The organism is Parabacteroides provencensis (genome assembly GCF_900232875.1).
Lineage (GTDB): Bacteria > Bacteroidota > Bacteroidia > Bacteroidales > Tannerellaceae > Parabacteroides > Parabacteroides chinchillae.
In genome coordinates, this window is sequence record NZ_LT960492.1 from 53,182 (window position 1) to 66,655 (window position 13,474).

Annotated in this window: 25 protein-coding genes and 1 pseudogene; all 26 read right to left on the bottom strand. The window is 36.5% G+C overall.

Going from position 1 to position 13,474, the window contains the following annotated elements; translation table 11 throughout:
- Positions 1-80 precede the first annotated feature (80 nt).
- The 26 genes and pseudogenes from CTY47_RS14855 to CTY47_RS14980 all read right to left on the bottom strand — a co-directional run bounded on the left by CTY47_RS14855 (position 81) and on the right by CTY47_RS14980 (position 13,341).
- Positions 81-449 carry a xylulose kinase gene (locus CTY47_RS14855; protein WP_099465576.1) on the bottom strand — a complete coding sequence of 123 codons (369 nt, stop codon included), beginning with the start codon at positions 447-449 and terminating at the stop codon, positions 81-83.
- A complete protein-coding gene (locus CTY47_RS14860) occupies positions 446-685 on the bottom strand; it encodes a hypothetical protein (RefSeq protein WP_099465577.1) in 240 nt (79 codons plus the stop codon). The genes CTY47_RS14855 and CTY47_RS14860 overlap by 4 nt, the downstream gene beginning before the upstream one ends.
- A 25-nt stretch (positions 686-710) precedes the next feature.
- On the bottom strand, positions 711-1,124 hold the full coding sequence (locus tag CTY47_RS14865; protein ID WP_099465578.1) for a hypothetical protein: 414 nt from the start codon (positions 1,122-1,124) through the stop codon (positions 711-713).
- A gap of 19 nt (positions 1,125-1,143) precedes the next feature.
- The gene (locus tag CTY47_RS14870; protein ID WP_099463372.1) at positions 1,144-1,371 is read right to left on the bottom strand and encodes a hypothetical protein; all 228 of its coding nucleotides are present in this window, start codon (positions 1,369-1,371) and stop codon (positions 1,144-1,146) included.
- 13 nt (positions 1,372-1,384) lie between these two features.
- The gene (locus tag CTY47_RS14875; protein ID WP_099465579.1) at positions 1,385-1,567 is read right to left on the bottom strand and encodes a hypothetical protein; all 183 of its coding nucleotides are present in this window, start codon (positions 1,565-1,567) and stop codon (positions 1,385-1,387) included.
- A gap of 5 nt (positions 1,568-1,572) precedes the next feature.
- Positions 1,573-1,794: a hypothetical protein gene (locus CTY47_RS14880; RefSeq protein WP_099465580.1), complete on the bottom strand. Its 222-nt coding sequence runs from the start codon at positions 1,792-1,794 to the stop codon at positions 1,573-1,575.
- A gap of 20 nt (positions 1,795-1,814) precedes the next feature.
- Entirely contained in the window at positions 1,815-2,399 is a 585-nt protein-coding gene (locus CTY47_RS14885; RefSeq protein ID WP_099465581.1) for a nucleoside triphosphate pyrophosphohydrolase family protein, read from the bottom strand.
- A 119-nt stretch (positions 2,400-2,518) separates the two neighbouring features.
- Positions 2,519-2,767, bottom strand: coding sequence for a hypothetical protein (locus tag CTY47_RS14890; protein WP_099465582.1), 249 nt, complete (start codon positions 2,765-2,767; stop codon positions 2,519-2,521).
- 17 nt (positions 2,768-2,784) lie between these two features.
- The gene (locus tag CTY47_RS14895) at positions 2,785-2,970 is read right to left on the bottom strand and encodes a hypothetical protein (protein WP_099465583.1); all 186 of its coding nucleotides are present in this window, start codon (positions 2,968-2,970) and stop codon (positions 2,785-2,787) included.
- A 13-nt stretch (positions 2,971-2,983) separates the two neighbouring features.
- Positions 2,984-3,226: a hypothetical protein gene (locus CTY47_RS14900; RefSeq protein ID WP_233202208.1), complete on the bottom strand. Its 243-nt coding sequence runs from the start codon at positions 3,224-3,226 to the stop codon at positions 2,984-2,986.
- Positions 3,204-3,515 carry an FAD-dependent thymidylate synthase gene (locus tag CTY47_RS17650; protein WP_099465585.1) on the bottom strand — a complete coding sequence of 104 codons (312 nt, stop codon included), beginning with the start codon at positions 3,513-3,515 and terminating at the stop codon, positions 3,204-3,206. Before CTY47_RS17650 ends, CTY47_RS14900 begins: the two co-directional genes overlap by 23 nt.
- A complete protein-coding gene (locus CTY47_RS14910) occupies positions 3,512-3,742 on the bottom strand; it encodes a DUF3310 domain-containing protein (RefSeq protein ID WP_099465586.1) in 231 nt (76 codons plus the stop codon). Before CTY47_RS14910 ends, CTY47_RS17650 begins: the two co-directional genes overlap by 4 nt.
- Before the next feature lie 20 nt (positions 3,743-3,762).
- The gene (locus tag CTY47_RS14915; protein ID WP_099465587.1) at positions 3,763-4,047 is read right to left on the bottom strand and encodes a hypothetical protein; all 285 of its coding nucleotides are present in this window, start codon (positions 4,045-4,047) and stop codon (positions 3,763-3,765) included.
- 18 nt (positions 4,048-4,065) lie between these two features.
- A complete protein-coding gene (locus tag CTY47_RS14920) occupies positions 4,066-4,479 on the bottom strand; it encodes a hypothetical protein (protein ID WP_099465588.1) in 414 nt (137 codons plus the stop codon).
- Between the two features lie 340 nt (positions 4,480-4,819).
- Positions 4,820-5,230, bottom strand: a complete 411-nt coding sequence (locus tag CTY47_RS14925; protein ID WP_099465589.1) for a YopX family protein — start codon at positions 5,228-5,230, stop codon at positions 4,820-4,822.
- Positions 5,231-5,381: 151 nt separating this feature from the next.
- On the bottom strand, positions 5,382-5,525 hold the full coding sequence (locus CTY47_RS16965; RefSeq protein WP_158228546.1) for a hypothetical protein: 144 nt from the start codon (positions 5,523-5,525) through the stop codon (positions 5,382-5,384).
- A 120-nt stretch (positions 5,526-5,645) separates the two neighbouring features.
- Positions 5,646-5,873 carry a hypothetical protein gene (locus CTY47_RS14935; RefSeq protein WP_143813407.1) on the bottom strand — a complete coding sequence of 76 codons (228 nt, stop codon included), beginning with the start codon at positions 5,871-5,873 and terminating at the stop codon, positions 5,646-5,648.
- Between the two features lie 237 nt (positions 5,874-6,110).
- Positions 6,111-6,857, bottom strand: coding sequence for a Lin1244/Lin1753 domain-containing protein (locus tag CTY47_RS14940; RefSeq protein ID WP_099465592.1), 747 nt, complete (start codon positions 6,855-6,857; stop codon positions 6,111-6,113).
- A 148-nt stretch (positions 6,858-7,005) separates the two neighbouring features.
- Positions 7,006-7,428, bottom strand: coding sequence for a recombination protein NinG (locus CTY47_RS14945; RefSeq protein WP_099465593.1), 423 nt, complete (start codon positions 7,426-7,428; stop codon positions 7,006-7,008).
- Complete coding sequence (locus CTY47_RS14950) at positions 7,425-7,859, bottom strand: DUF1064 domain-containing protein (RefSeq protein ID WP_233202209.1); 435 nt, start codon at positions 7,857-7,859, stop codon at positions 7,425-7,427. The genes CTY47_RS14945 and CTY47_RS14950 overlap by 4 nt, the downstream gene beginning before the upstream one ends.
- A gap of 252 nt (positions 7,860-8,111) precedes the next feature.
- Positions 8,112-8,615, bottom strand: a complete 504-nt coding sequence (locus CTY47_RS14955) for a DNA N-6-adenine-methyltransferase (protein ID WP_099465595.1) — start codon at positions 8,613-8,615, stop codon at positions 8,112-8,114.
- Between the two features lie 72 nt (positions 8,616-8,687).
- The gene (locus CTY47_RS14960; RefSeq protein WP_099465596.1) at positions 8,688-9,068 is read right to left on the bottom strand and encodes a crAss001_48 related protein; all 381 of its coding nucleotides are present in this window, start codon (positions 9,066-9,068) and stop codon (positions 8,688-8,690) included.
- Between the two features lie 43 nt (positions 9,069-9,111).
- A complete protein-coding gene (locus CTY47_RS14965; protein ID WP_099465597.1) occupies positions 9,112-9,531 on the bottom strand; it encodes a YopX family protein in 420 nt (139 codons plus the stop codon).
- Positions 9,532-9,853: 322 nt separating this feature from the next.
- A pseudogene (locus CTY47_RS14970) lies at positions 9,854-10,288 on the bottom strand (DUF4494 domain-containing protein); the annotation flags it as partial.
- 153 nt (positions 10,289-10,441) lie between these two features.
- Complete coding sequence (locus CTY47_RS14975) at positions 10,442-12,517, bottom strand: DNA translocase FtsK (RefSeq protein WP_099465598.1); 2,076 nt, start codon at positions 12,515-12,517, stop codon at positions 10,442-10,444.
- The gene (locus tag CTY47_RS14980; RefSeq protein ID WP_099465599.1) at positions 12,514-13,341 is read right to left on the bottom strand and encodes a hypothetical protein; all 828 of its coding nucleotides are present in this window, start codon (positions 13,339-13,341) and stop codon (positions 12,514-12,516) included. Before CTY47_RS14980 ends, CTY47_RS14975 begins: the two co-directional genes overlap by 4 nt.
- Positions 13,342-13,474 lie beyond the last annotated feature (133 nt).

Genomic DNA, 13,474 nt, shown 5'->3' on the forward strand with positions numbered 1-13,474 from the left:
AAATTTTTTTAATCCAGATAAGCATTCTTTGTTGTATATTACATTAACATCCATAAGGTTCACATTTTACAGATGTTGAATTATTCTACAATAGTATATTCGCATAAGTCATCGGCGAAAATATCAACAGTTCGCTTTTTACCTTCCGGTAAAGCAGAAACCCTGGCATTGCCTAAATATTGAAAGATACATTGCTGGTATCTGTCAAGTACCTTATATCTCTTTCCCTCTTTCTCAATAGTCATACCCTTCTTGATAGACTTACCCGTAGAATCAATGAGATATTTATCAAGAAAGGATTGCTCCAATCTTTCTATTTCCTCTTTAAAAGGAGCTATTCTCTTTTTATATTCTTCTTCAAACTGATTAATTTTAGAATGTATAAAGCTGACATCTTCTGTTAGTTTCTCCGCATCTGCTATTCTTGATTTGTATGTATCGTTGTTCATACTCTATTGTTTTTAAGGTTATTAATTTCAATCTCGATTGCATTTTTTTCTTTCCATGCCAGATCGTCCATATTCTCTACATCTTGTAGTTTAGAAATTAATATGCTTAAATCAATTTCACAAAGCTGGTAATCAGATATTGCATTATCTACCATATCGCTTTGCTCCGCAAGAATGTTTTCCCATTTTTCCGTCGCAATCTTTAAGTCGCTTTCCAATTCTTCTATTGTTTTCATACTTCAATTATTTTTAGGAGTTGAGTTATTTCAAATAGGTTAGTAATTCAAGAATACATTCAGGAACATCGGATAATTGTACTTTTGGTATATACTGAAAATTGAAAGCATTATTTGTATGAATTTCTATTTCCGCTAATCGAGCTCCGGACGGTGAACCGTTGCCAAAATCAAGTCCTGATTTGTACTCGACACATATACAGTGTCTATCATCTTTGGTAAAAAAGTACGTTTGATCTCCTAGATTACGAGTCAAGCAATGTACTTTAATCATTGCCTGCCGTTCTTTAATTTCAGATTGAAATTTTACATAGCCATTGCGATAGGCATTTATTACCAATTTCCTGACCCTCATTCTATCTACAAATTCGGGAAGTGGATCACAAACCTTTTTGCTGTGTTTCAAGGCGGATTCTGTTATGCCTCTTTTCTTTGCCATACCTCACTTGTTTTTTAAGTTATGATTCAACAATCTGTAACGCCTGCATACATTCAAAAGAGAAAGTAGAATTTAAGGCGTCATACACTTCTTCCGGTATATCATTTTCATGTTCAAAATCACCTTCTATACCTTTTGCTCCAGTAGGTGTAGCGACATGTTTCTGGATAAATGTTTTACCATTAAGACAGACAGTCGTTGTCCAGCCTTTACTTGTTATTTCAATTGATATTTTATTTTCTTCCATGCTTCAATTATTTTTAGTTGTTATCCAATACTACAAAATCCTCTCTTGTCAGATAGTAACGATGATCTATGCCAATCGCCTTGTAAAAGTTTCCACCGCCGAAATTGGGGCCCATGTATTCAACTTCGACGATTAAGCCTTTCATCAAGCCGTCGCGACGATAATATTCCTTCTCTGTATTTATTTGTACTTTCATATTTTTTAATGTTGTACCAACTCTAATTCAGATTCAAAAAACTCCTCGAAATACATTTTACCGTTAGGATAATGAAGCATAACACAATATAGGTTTTCTTCACGTGTTCCATCTTTAGTCTCAACTAAGGCATTTTCTTCTACTACTTCAGCAATAACTCCTACTTCCGACTTATGCTTTTCGTTTGTGCACCAAACATGTTGTTTGATTTTATATTTTATTTCCACGACTCGTTATTTATGGATGGTTAATACTTCTTTACGTGCATCTTTTCACGGAACTGGTTATACTTAATTTTCTGTTCAATATGCCAAAGCAGGTCAATATCAAGATGCTTTGCAAGTCCGAAAATGGACATCACCATATCGTTAATAGCAGTGGTAAAATCATATAATCCATCATATCTCGATACAAGTGTTGATATAGCATATATTGACTCTGTAAATGTTTCGTCTTTACATGATTCAGCCATATCATCTATGCAATCAGCTATATCTTTAGTTGCGAGTTCAAGTGAAATATTCCGCATCCCTGCCAAATCAAACAGACGAATGGCAGCATCGGCAAGCTCATCTTCTACAGTGTCTTTGATACATCGATTAAAAACATTGATAAACTTTTCTTCTGCTGTAAGCCATCCTTGACATTCAGTTATCTCGTTATATTCATATTTCCCCTTGTCAAATCGCTTCCCTTTTCTATCAGCTTCTACTGCTTCCATCAGTTCACTGATAACAAGGCAAAGAAAGTGTTCATTACTCAATTCCTTATCATGGAAACCATGATCGCAGGCGGTTTTATACGCCTTGTCTCTTAATTCATTCAAATTCATTTTTCAATATTTTTCAATTCATTGTTGATTACTTCATTTATTTTCTTTGCTTCTTCGTATCGTTCCGATCGAAAACGTGGCGCATATATTACAGGTATTGAATTATCTTAGGTGTTGAATTATTCTTCAAAGTCTTCAATCTCAAATTCCCAATCCATAGCATCTCTCGGTTGAATATTGTCAGACAACCATTCAGCAGCTTCAGCTAAATCCTTTCTTCCTGATATTGCGCATTCATCAGGCATAGGAACATCCCCACCTTCATCATAGCATTGAGCTAATGCATCATATACTTTATCTGGCACTTTTACATTACCAAGACCTACTCTAAAAGTCATTTTAACTGTTATATCTTTTATTGTTTTCATATTCAATTATTTTATTGTTAATCAATTACTATTGCATTAGCAACTTTGGGCTGAACGGTGATAACGTCTTTTCCGGTGCTGCTATCTACTTTGCTTATATACAAACCGTCCGCATCTTCTCTAAGCATAAATTCCTGTCCTTTTAATTGTAATCGGAATGATTCTCTGCCTATCTTGGTTCCATCCCTTAATATTATTTCCACGATTCGTTATTTTTTATTCTTGAATTAAAATTGTTCTATCAAATCTCTGTTCATCTATCAATTGAGGAACATCGGAAGTTAAATCCCAAAGCCGATATTCCTCAAACATTGTGGTTTCCGGGTTCATCTTTAGTGTTAATCTTCCGATATTTATAGCCGTTTCTTTTTTGGGGAAATACACATCGGTGCCTTTAATGGAAAGTCCCCATCGGGTAATTGCTTTTGTTTTTGGCTCAAACATATTGGTTCCTTTCATTACAGTAATTGCAATAACGTGTACTTTCTTGTGAGAAAGAGGCTATACGATGCCTTACAAGTTCGTGCGATATCCCACGATCACAAATAAACCTAGCGGTTATCTTCTCGTGTTCCAAGACTGATTCATGTCCTCTGCTTATAAGCATACGGATAAATTTCGATGAACTATCCGATGTTATTTTATCTTCTGATTTATAACAGGTTCTTCCTGCTAATTCTATATTTGCAATTATGTTATCAGAATCAAGGTCTGACATTATCTGATATGATGCTCTAATTAGTCTCATTTATTGATTTTTAAATTGTTGATTTTACGATCAATATACCATTTTGCCTTTTCTAAGTCTTCAATCTCCTTTTCGCATTCAGACTTATCGGCACTTTTCTTTAAACCCGCACGCCACAAATATTTTATGGCATTTCCAATACAGAAATCATAATGTTCTGTCACGTCTATACATTCAATCCCTGATGGATGAGATGTATAATGTTTTGGGTGATTAACATTATCCATAGGTTCACTTCTTTTTTGAATTAGAATGGTAAATCGTCTTTATCCTTATATTTAGCAAGGAACTCATTCGCTTCTCGAACTTGTCTACCTGTATAGTTGTCTGGATCGTTAACTATTCTCAAACAATTATCATACTCCTGTATGTTGGCTGATACTAAATCCTTGCTCTCTACAAATTGCTTTGCTTTTTCAAGTACGTCAGCCGCTTTCTCTCCCTCTCCAATCTCCAATTCTATACCAATCACCTCATTCTGATAATTGCCGAGATTAAAGCACTTTTGATAATAAATTTTCGTTGCTTTCATATATCATTTATTTTTAATTTATAGCTCAAAATGTACAGCCCAGTAAGTTCCATCTGTTAAAGGAAATAATATGTATCCAGTATAATCATCTTCAAACTGACAAGTTTGCCAAACAAGACAATGAAAGTTATCATCCTTATTATCATCTTGTCGCATTAATAAATTAGGAATGTGATATTTTTTATTATCTTCTTCGATTACACGGTAAAACTTATGTCCTGGATATGAGCTGTTTTTATAATTTTTATCCTCTAAGACCCTGCAATATCCAACATGACGATTTTCGCCATCTCTTAGATATTCTTTGATTTTATAAGATGGGTAATCAATATTCTTCAGCACATGCTTGAATGCAGAAACAATTTTGGTAGATTCTTCATGCCGATAATCCATCAAATCATCCATTGCTTTATCAAAATCCTTATCTATCATATTTCATATTCTTTTTATTTGTTAATTAAAATGGTAAATCAAAATTTATATGGATAAAAGGAAATGTTTTATCTATGTAAATGAGAAATGTTTTTCCAAAAACTTCATAAATAGGATGTCCATCTGTGCGTCCTACAATTCTTATATTTTTCATGTCCTTTTAAAATGCCGCTCACTTCCATGTATCACGTGTTCGCCATCGTCAACTGGTTCAAATCTGGGATTTCTCCAGTTGTTCACATAATAGAAACAGCTTGACTGTACAACACCTAACTTCTTTAGTTTTTCAGCTTGCTCGATAGAGCAAATTTGCATCTCAATCCTCATAGCTCACTTATTTTTAATTGTTAGATAGTAATTCGGGATTATCGTAGATATTACCTTTAACTACAAACATTTTGTGTGCTTGTTGAAAATTATTTTCTGTAAAGCCATCCCATCCAACCCAGCATCCTTCTCGGGTACACCATTTAACCTCAAATGAAAGTCCTATGCGATGTTTGCCAATTGTTGTAATGTAGTCAAGTTGTATAATATCCCCCTCATAAATTTCTTTGCCATTTTTATCAAGCAGTCCTGTAAACTGACCTATAGTTTCAGGGTTCACATCATTCATATATCCTGACCGGCTCATGATTCTGATTACACGTTCATTCCTAATATTCGTATAATTAATTAAAGAGCCTTCTATCCATCTTTCCATTGGGTCTTCAATTTTAATTCTTTTTCCTCTGAATTTAATCTCACGCATTTAAGCCTCCTTTCTTCCTAAAGAACTCACACTTCTTCCCCGGCGCTTCGTCCGGTTTCGTCTTTTTGGATTCTGCCTCGATCGTGTATAGCGCACAATCATGTCGATCAGGACATGTGTTGCCGTAGCATTTAATTTGATGTTTCATAGCTTATTCTCCCCATAGATAATAATCATCCTCGTCAATTACTTTGATGGTATTCTTGTCGTTTAGGTCATCCTCGTCAATTTCTGATTCAAGATGACAATAGTCCCAATCCTGATTGTAATACTGCGCTTCAGAGGACTGTTCCAACGTGACATCAACTAGGGGCTGATCCTCTCGCCAACACTTAGCTTCTTTGTCTAACTGTGACGCGTCCATCTTATCGATAGCGTCTCTTAATTCTCTCCAAGTCATAATGTTAATAAATTACTATTTGTCATAGAATAAATCATACCCAACAGAATACCCTTTGCCTATCAGGATATCCACATATATTTTTGCCCCCCCCAATTCTTTAGCCAATAATGTGACCGATTTATTTCTTACATCAAGTCTGATAAGCGGGTTTTGTTTTAATACCTTATGGCATTTATACCGCTCTTGCTGGCTTTCCTTGGACTCCTTGAGTTTTCTAAGCCCTAATTTTGTTTGTTGCATGGATATTTGATTTTTGTTTATGTTATAGCCTCTGCCTCCTGCAAGTACACTCCTTGCATTTCTGGTAAATACTAACACGATCCTTTTCAGATCGAAATAAAAAAGGGCAACCGAATTGTTTATCGAGTGCCCCGAAGAAATTACAGCCTTGTGGCCTTTTGAATGTCTTTTGGAATATCAGGTTGGAGAGCTTTAAGGCTTCCTCTGCCTGTTCTTTTGTAAGTTGGTGGTAATACATCATTTTTGATTTGATTTTCTTAATTTAGAAAGAATAAATTCTCCTGGAAGCTTGAGTATGTTTTTACCCCCGGGCATTTTGTCACCTCTCCACTCTTGGAGTGCAAGCCAGACACTAGTGTTTTTCTCGCCGTAATTAGATAGCATAGAGATTAGTTTCGCATGCTCTACGCTAACACCAAAAGATTCCAGTGCGTTAATGAGTCCTTCGTAATTTCGATCCACGCCATCGTTAGGTGGCGGATATCTTTCTATAAAATTCAAAAAAGAATTTTCCTCCGTCTTCCCTTGGGGGATAGAGGGGGATATTTCTTTTTCTTTTTTTACTTTACTTTCTTTTATAGCATCGTTTTTTGATGCGTTTGTATTCGTATTTGATGCGTTCGCACTACCTTCGCATTTATTCCAACGCCTATTAGCTGATTCTCTGGCCTTTTCTGATTTATCATCTTTTAGCTTCATACGTCGCGTAAAACTTTCGGAGTAGAACCGCTTACCGTCATCGGTAAATTGAAATAACCCAAAATTTTCTACTATAGATTTTACGAGTGATGCATCTACGCGAAGATCAAAAGCTATCATGTTATAATCTTTGATACTCGTATAGTCAGCACTCTCTCTAAGACGTTCCAGAAGCATGAAATAAACGCCATATCCTTCTGCTTGATGCTTTATTCGGACAGATATAATCTTCTCGTCATTACGGGCATTGCTATCGTGAGGAAAATAATAAGCGTCTTTTGCCATATCTACCGTTTTTTAAATTGACTGCAAACCCTAATTGAATTAGCTACTCTGCCTGCATTATGACAAATACACCAAACAGCTAATCCAATATGAGGCTTTGCATTACCACAATCAGCACATCGGATTTTAGGTGGATTTTTATCTTTCTTCATAACCCTTTCTCCTTCCTGATACGTTTTACTTCCTCCTTGTAGTATTTGATTTTTTCAAGATAATCGACCACAGTCCATTTTTCAATAGATCGTCTGGCTGATTCTAGCTCTTCTAAAACCTTCACTCCGTATTTATCAATGATAAATCGTTTATATTTGTCCAGGTTACCGCGAAGACCAATATTACAATTAGGACACTGAACATGACAATTACGGGTATCATACCGAGTTTTAATATGCCTACGGTCTATATAATGACCATTGTGCATTAGATTCCAGCGCCACATTGATCCGCAAGTAATACATTTGCAGAAACCGTTTTCGCTTGCATTTTGTAATCGGATGTATTCGGAAAAAACTCTGTCTAACCTCTGCTGGAGAATAGGAATGGTTAGACGTTTTGATTTTGCTTCATTCATTTTTCTCTTATTTTTATGCCATGCTGATAGAGCATAAGTTTCTTTTTGATAATATATTCTTTGTTCTTTCTAGTGATAGGGGATTTTACATCCTCCACTATTAGTTTTGAATTTTCAACATAGACAAAGTCTGCTATATAATGACAGGCACGTTCTATACATTTCTTCTTCCCGTTTATATTCTCATAATGGGACGGAATCAATTCAAATTTGACCTGTTCTTTTAGCTCAGAAATCATTCCAGCTCTTTGGAGTAATTTTAATTCTTCAGCTCGTCTTTTTTCTTTTTTACTGTCATATCCTAATACCTTTTTATTACGATATTTATTTACCATTTCCTGTCTTTCTTTTGATTGATTAGATATAAAACGATATAAATCATAGCCATAATGCCAAAAATTAAGGCCACTAGGAAAAATACCTGTGACCAATTGTTTAATGCTTCCATATTTGATTTATTAATTTATGGCGTGAAGTGAATTAGAATTAATTATCTCGCTCATAGTCTTTACAGTCTTTTTTGTAAAAACCTGAGTCATTGTTATAGTCCTGGGGAAACCAAAAGGATAACTCTCTTTTAAACTCACAAAGCTCCTCGTTCGGGGCTTTCGGGTCGTCCGTTGGTTTGAAGTGGACGCAATAGTCACAAAAGAATGTTGGCGGAGATGTGTTTTTTGATTTGCTCATACTTTTATAGTTAATGAAATATATTTCCCTGGTAGCGTACAGTTGCGGAGTAACTGATCGCATTCGCTACCATATGCGATGAGAACAGAACCACATCCGGGACGGTCGCCTTTTGTCCCATCAGGACGAAGAAAGTAAATGCGATCACAAAGAAATTTAATCGATGTTGCCCGATTAAAGATGTCCTCAAAAAACATTTTATTATCGCATCTGGCATACAATAACGCTATACCGTTCCCGTGATCTGCCAATCGACGAACAAAATGTTTTACCGTAGGATTTTCGTAGGGAGGATTGAGAAACACGCGTCCATTCCAATTCTGAGATAATCCGTCAATATCCTTTGTAAAGCATCTTTCAGCCGTATGCCAGCTTGTAGAAGGAGCACATGGATCTAAATCAAATTTACCGCCTAAGGATTCAATGATATATTGAGGAGTGTACCACTCTGTCGTAGCAGCTTTTCCGCCTTTGTTTGCTGTTTGAAAATTTACATTCATGATATCTCAAATAGTTTTACTTCTTATCTAAAGTTGATTGCTCCCGAAACAAATGTCGGGAGCAAATTGTAACTACTTTTTCATCTGCTCTATGCGAGTTCTTAAGGTCAACAGGTAGTCATGCATTTGAATTTTCTGTAGGTCCATTAATCCAACTTGCATTTCACCAGCAATAGACTCTGCATCTTCACGACCGAGGAATAAAACCAGTTTGTTGTATTTATCCATTAACTCATTGTATTCGATATACAATCTGTCGAGTGGGGTATCGGCTATCTTATATGCTTTTTCAAACACGTCTTTCGGTGACCAGCTTTCATATCCATCTTCATAACGTACCCAATAGCCATCGCCGACTTTACCGCCTGTTTTAAAACCGCATTCTTCTGCATCATTTGCCGACATAGGAGCCGCCTCAATAATTTTTGTTCCAATGTACTTTTTCGTATTCATATAAAACTACGGTTGACCTTTACACCATAAGGTTCAATTATTTTTAATTGTTAGATAGTAATTCGGGATTATCGTATACATTGCCAATTACTTCACCGTTCCGAGTACAATTATCAATGTGATATTCTTCATCTCCTACCATTATACATGCCTGAAAGTACTTATTCAATGCGATTACACCGATATAGATATTAGTCACAATTGTATGATATCCTTGCTTCTCATAACTATATGTAAAGCGTACAATATCTCCTTCGTATATCTCTTTTCCGTTCTTGTCTTTTAGACCGGAGAACTGACCTATAGTTTCAGGGTTCACATCATTCATATATCCTGACCGACTCATGATTCTGACTACACGTTCATCTCTAATATTCGTATAATCAATTAAAGAGCCTTCTATCCATCTTTCCATTGGGTCTTCAATTTTAATTCTTTTCCCTCTGAATTTAATCTCACGCATTTAAGCCTCTTTTCTTTTTAAGTTATTCTTTTTGATACTTTTTGAGAAGTATTGCTCCACAACCTAAGAACCACCATTTTATTGATATATCCTTTTGTTTTTCGGCAATATCTAATATGGTCTCCTTAAATTTATCAGGATTGTGATTTGCTTTAGATTTAATGATTGTCTGCGTTTGCAGAATGTTTAGTTTGTCTTTATCAGATTTTACATTGCCTAGTACCCAATCATTAGCAGCGGATAACAACTCTTCTTCTGATAAAGGCTGTTTGCATATTTTTTTTTCCAGTTTATCCGCTTTGAATTTGATTTTTACCCGATCTATATCTTCCGCTGTGTAGGGAAAAATATCTATGATTTCAGTTTCAGTAACAGAAGCAATCGTATAATCAGCCATAGTTCCTTTCATTCCTTCTTCCAATACGGCAATAGCTTCTTTCAAATTGCAAGCCTGTGCAAGCATCTGCGCTGCTGTTTTCTTTTCAGCTCCGCTTTTTTCATCCAATGTGATGAAATAGACTTTTATTTTGTAAAAACGATCTCCATTTTCATTGAAAAATAGTTCGGAAAGGCGAGCCCGTTTAATGTCTGTTACAGTAAACTCACCGGATATAAACGGTTTTATCTCTTCTATTATTCGGGCTTCTGCCTCTGTGAAACTTAACGCATCTACCAAATAGGGCTCTGTAACCCGTTTCTGCATTCCGTTTTCAAGTATCTTTTCGTAAGATACTTTGCATTCAAACCAATTATGCATTTTGATTTTTTCTTTCGAGTTTTCTAATCATGATTTTTATTTGTCTCGCTTTATCTTGATCGCAAGGTTTTATAGAATATCTTTCGATATATTCTGCGCCTTTTTCAAGAAGGCGGATTATGTTTTTTATATCCGATTTGCATACATCCATCTCTATTGTTTGTAATAGAATCCTTGAAATCTAACAACATTAAGATATTCGGGGGACTTCATTAATCCGTCTCCCATACCGCTTAGGGTTTCTGCTCCGGCTTCATCAATTACGACTTTAGAGTCGATTTCTTTAGGAACCCGGAAGCATATTTGAACGGGAAAATTGACTTTGGCATCTCCGGTTATGACATTAACAGATGCACGCTGGGTAGCTGCTACTATTCGGAAGCCGAGAGACCTGCCTTTTTGGAGTAGAATCTTTAAGTTCTCTTCCAGGGATTTCAGTCGACCAACGGTCTTTAATTCTTTTTTGGGAATACCCCTGGCAGATACTCCAACAACGACTTCTTCTTTAATGTCCAGCTCGGGACCACTTTTAGCAGATGCAACCGCGTCGGCAAACTCATCAAAGATTATTAGAGTTTTAGTGCATCTGCCTGTCTTAGCCCGTTTTTGCATATCTACAACCAAAAGCCTCATTTGCTCTTCTATATCCTCTATTTCATTGAATACCTTAGCATAACCGCTGTATGAACAAAACTCGTATTTAGGATCAAAGATGTAGATGTTTTTGATCTTGGCTGCTTTAGCGTATTTCAAAGTAGAGATGATAGATACAGACTTGCCGCTTCCTGTCGCACCGCATATTAACACGTGAGGGGTGGAATGGTTATTCATATCCCAAACGACTGTCCTACCGAAATTATCAACTCCGATAGGGATTTTTTCTTCTACCAGGTATTTCTTATCCCAATATAATGTATCTGTTCTCTTTTTTGATGTTTCGATGAACAAATATGATTTATCATTATAGACCATTAGGTCATTCCCGATTCTTACCGAGGAAACATCTAAGGCATTTGCAATATCCAATCGGTATTTCATCACATTTGAGATTTTAACACCGGCTGATACTTCCAATAAAAAAGTGTTGGAAGAATACCCCGATATCTCGTGTGCCACTTTTACGATAACCCCAAATGTTCTTAGGGCGTGTTCTATTTTTTCTCCGTTTGTCATATTTGTATTTGATAAGTCGTAAGTAATAAATGATGCCGCGTTGTCTCTGAATGAAGTGATAGTCTTAGGGCTTATGTTTCCGATCGAAGCGTCTCGGATCTTTTTTTGCCTTCGGGAAATCAGTTCTTTTTTCTTATCCGGAATATTGAAATCGTCCACTTCTGCAATCATCGTTTTAGCCCAGAAATCGTAGAGTTCTGCCCGGTCTATGAAATTATCATTATCATTGATCATATAGATGTAGTCGGGATCGGAAACGGCCTCTATCATCCTTTTGAGCGGTTCGTACAATAAAGCTTCGTATAGTTTACGTGTATCGTTATCAAGGATAATCTTGAATTTTTTGAGCTGGGGTGAATTGTCTTTATTCTTGGAATCTTTGTTTTCGATGAACCATACTTCATCAACCTTAATACCGGTCTTCGATTCGAAATTCAGGATATAAGTTATAGCTTGTTTCCCACAAACTAAAACAAGTTCATCGTCGTCCGTGAATTTTGATTTCGATTTATGGTCAACGATAACTACCTTCCCGTTATCAAGTCTTAGCACAAGATCTATGTTGGCATGACAGGGCAGGGGAATATCGACTCCGTTTATAACTAGCCATTCATCGCATCTCAGTTCTACGCCTAAGATTTCACTCATGCCGGACATATAAATAGATTTCTCACTGTAGAAGTTTTTAAGTAGCGAAGTGCAAACCTTTGTTGCTTTCAGGTTGCATTCTTCAATAGTAGGGGTAGTCTTCTGCGTTTTCCAGACGTTCACTGGAATGTTGTCTATATAAGTAAATGCGATTTGTTCCATTTCGGCCAGAGAGGTTTCCACACCGTCTTTTAACTGATTGAAAAAGAGTTCGAGGGCAACGTGATAAGCATTCCCGGCAACTGTACTTGCTGATATTCTTGATTTTTCTCTATAGATATACGTCTTTTCAAACTCTTTTTCATTTCTGGAAAATGAGGCAACTTTGCTATAACTCCAGGAGTCGATCAGGTAGTAGGAGAACAACTCTTCAAGTTCAGCGTCGCTGTATGATGAGTATTTATTCATGGCAATTTGTCAACTTTTTTAGTTTTCATTCTTGTTTTCTTTGTGGTGATGTCTTCTTTTGTTTTCCTGATGGGTTTCATTAAATCATCAACAGTGGTATCTCCATCTTTTAAGGATTGACTAACGCCAACAAGGAAGGTGATTTCATCTGTTTTTATTTGATTGGTGGTTTGTTTGCCGCATAGCTTTATCACCTCAGATTCGCTTATTCCGTACTCGTTTTTGAATGTATTAATGAGAGTTGTGCGGAATTTCAGGAGCTTATCGGCATCGGAAAGATCACCTGTTATATATTTTTGAGCAGCTTGATACACTCTGTCGGTGATAGCTTTAGGTATCACGGCAAAAACAGCATTACGATAGGCTATTGAATTGACGGCATTACCGGTAACGACAATCATATCGTTAGAGTACCGCTTACCTTTGCTGTCGACTATGCTCCGGCTAACTTCGAATGCAGATGCGACGTTTGTTTCCAGATCCCAGGCGGTTCCTCTGCTGATGATCTGTTTGTCTGTTATTTGGATAACTTTTGCTTCTGTTCTGATATTTCCCCAGTTTGTGGCCAAGATTTTTGCAAGATGTACGGATGGGCCGGTTATTAATTTCCCGCCCTTGGACAATGCATAAGAGCAAGATTTGGCAGTCTCAATATCCATAGTGACAATTACGATGGAGTTGTTTATACACTTCCGCACATCTCTTGGATATTGTTTGGCTGTGGCCACTTGAGAATCAACGCTCGCTCTTTCTATAGTATCAGCTTGGGCTATTTGAATCTGTCCAAGCTCTATCGGTGTAACATTGTAATCTTCTGTTTCCATGATTTTATGATTTAATAGTTGTACGTACTCATTTCAAATTCCCATTCTTCCATCATGTTTTGAAATTCGATGTCTTCTAAAGTGTCTTCTTCCTCGCCGTCATAGTCAAGATCACCATCGGGTAGGTGAATTA

Excerpts from the sequence above, each read along its gene's own strand:
- CTY47_RS14935 (WP_143813407.1), bottom strand. The coding sequence starts at position 5,873 with ATGCAACAAACAAAATTAGGGCTTAGAAAACTCAAGGAGTCCAAGGAA.
- CTY47_RS14975 (WP_099465598.1), bottom strand. The coding sequence starts at position 12,517 with ATGAATAAATACTCATCATACAGCGACGCTGAACTTGAAGAGTTGTTC.
- CTY47_RS14865 (WP_099465578.1), bottom strand. The coding sequence starts at position 1,124 with ATGGCAAAGAAAAGAGGCATAACAGAATCCGCCTTGAAACACAGCAAA.
- CTY47_RS14915 (WP_099465587.1), bottom strand. The coding sequence starts at position 4,047 with ATGAAAGCAACGAAAATTTATTATCAAAAGTGCTTTAATCTCGGCAAT.
- CTY47_RS14870 (WP_099463372.1), bottom strand. The coding sequence starts at position 1,371 with ATGGAAGAAAATAAAATATCAATTGAAATAACAAGTAAAGGCTGGACA.
- CTY47_RS14955 (WP_099465595.1), bottom strand. The coding sequence starts at position 8,615 with ATGAATGTAAATTTTCAAACAGCAAACAAAGGCGGAAAAGCTGCTACG.
- CTY47_RS14945 (WP_099465593.1), bottom strand. The coding sequence starts at position 7,428 with ATGAATGAAGCAAAATCAAAACGTCTAACCATTCCTATTCTCCAGCAG.
- CTY47_RS14875 (WP_099465579.1), bottom strand. The coding sequence starts at position 1,567 with ATGAAAGTACAAATAAATACAGAGAAGGAATATTATCGTCGCGACGGC.
- CTY47_RS14910 (WP_099465586.1), bottom strand. The coding sequence starts at position 3,742 with ATGGATAATGTTAATCACCCAAAACATTATACATCTCATCCATCAGGG.
- CTY47_RS14890 (WP_099465582.1), bottom strand. The coding sequence starts at position 2,767 with ATGAAAACAATAAAAGATATAACAGTTAAAATGACTTTTAGAGTAGGT.
- CTY47_RS14940 (WP_099465592.1), bottom strand. The coding sequence starts at position 6,857 with ATGGCAAAAGACGCTTATTATTTTCCTCACGATAGCAATGCCCGTAAT.
- CTY47_RS17650 (WP_099465585.1), bottom strand. The coding sequence starts at position 3,515 with ATGAGACTAATTAGAGCATCATATCAGATAATGTCAGACCTTGATTCT.
- CTY47_RS14860 (WP_099465577.1), bottom strand. The coding sequence starts at position 685 with ATGAAAACAATAGAAGAATTGGAAAGCGACTTAAAGATTGCGACGGAA.
- CTY47_RS14855 (WP_099465576.1), bottom strand. The coding sequence starts at position 449 with ATGAACAACGATACATACAAATCAAGAATAGCAGATGCGGAGAAACTA.
- CTY47_RS14900 (WP_233202208.1), bottom strand. The coding sequence starts at position 3,226 with ATGAAAGGAACCAATATGTTTGAGCCAAAAACAAAAGCAATTACCCGA.
- CTY47_RS14885 (WP_099465581.1), bottom strand. The coding sequence starts at position 2,399 with ATGAATTTGAATGAATTAAGAGACAAGGCGTATAAAACCGCCTGCGAT.
- CTY47_RS14965 (WP_099465597.1), bottom strand. The coding sequence starts at position 9,531 with ATGCGTGAGATTAAATTCAGAGGGAAAAGAATTAAAATTGAAGACCCA.
- CTY47_RS14920 (WP_099465588.1), bottom strand. The coding sequence starts at position 4,479 with ATGATAGATAAGGATTTTGATAAAGCAATGGATGATTTGATGGATTAT.
- CTY47_RS14925 (WP_099465589.1), bottom strand. The coding sequence starts at position 5,230 with ATGCGTGAGATTAAATTCAGAGGAAAAAGAATTAAAATTGAAGACCCA.
- CTY47_RS14960 (WP_099465596.1), bottom strand. The coding sequence starts at position 9,068 with ATGAATACGAAAAAGTACATTGGAACAAAAATTATTGAGGCGGCTCCT.
- CTY47_RS14980 (WP_099465599.1), bottom strand. The coding sequence starts at position 13,341 with ATGGAAACAGAAGATTACAATGTTACACCGATAGAGCTTGGACAGATT.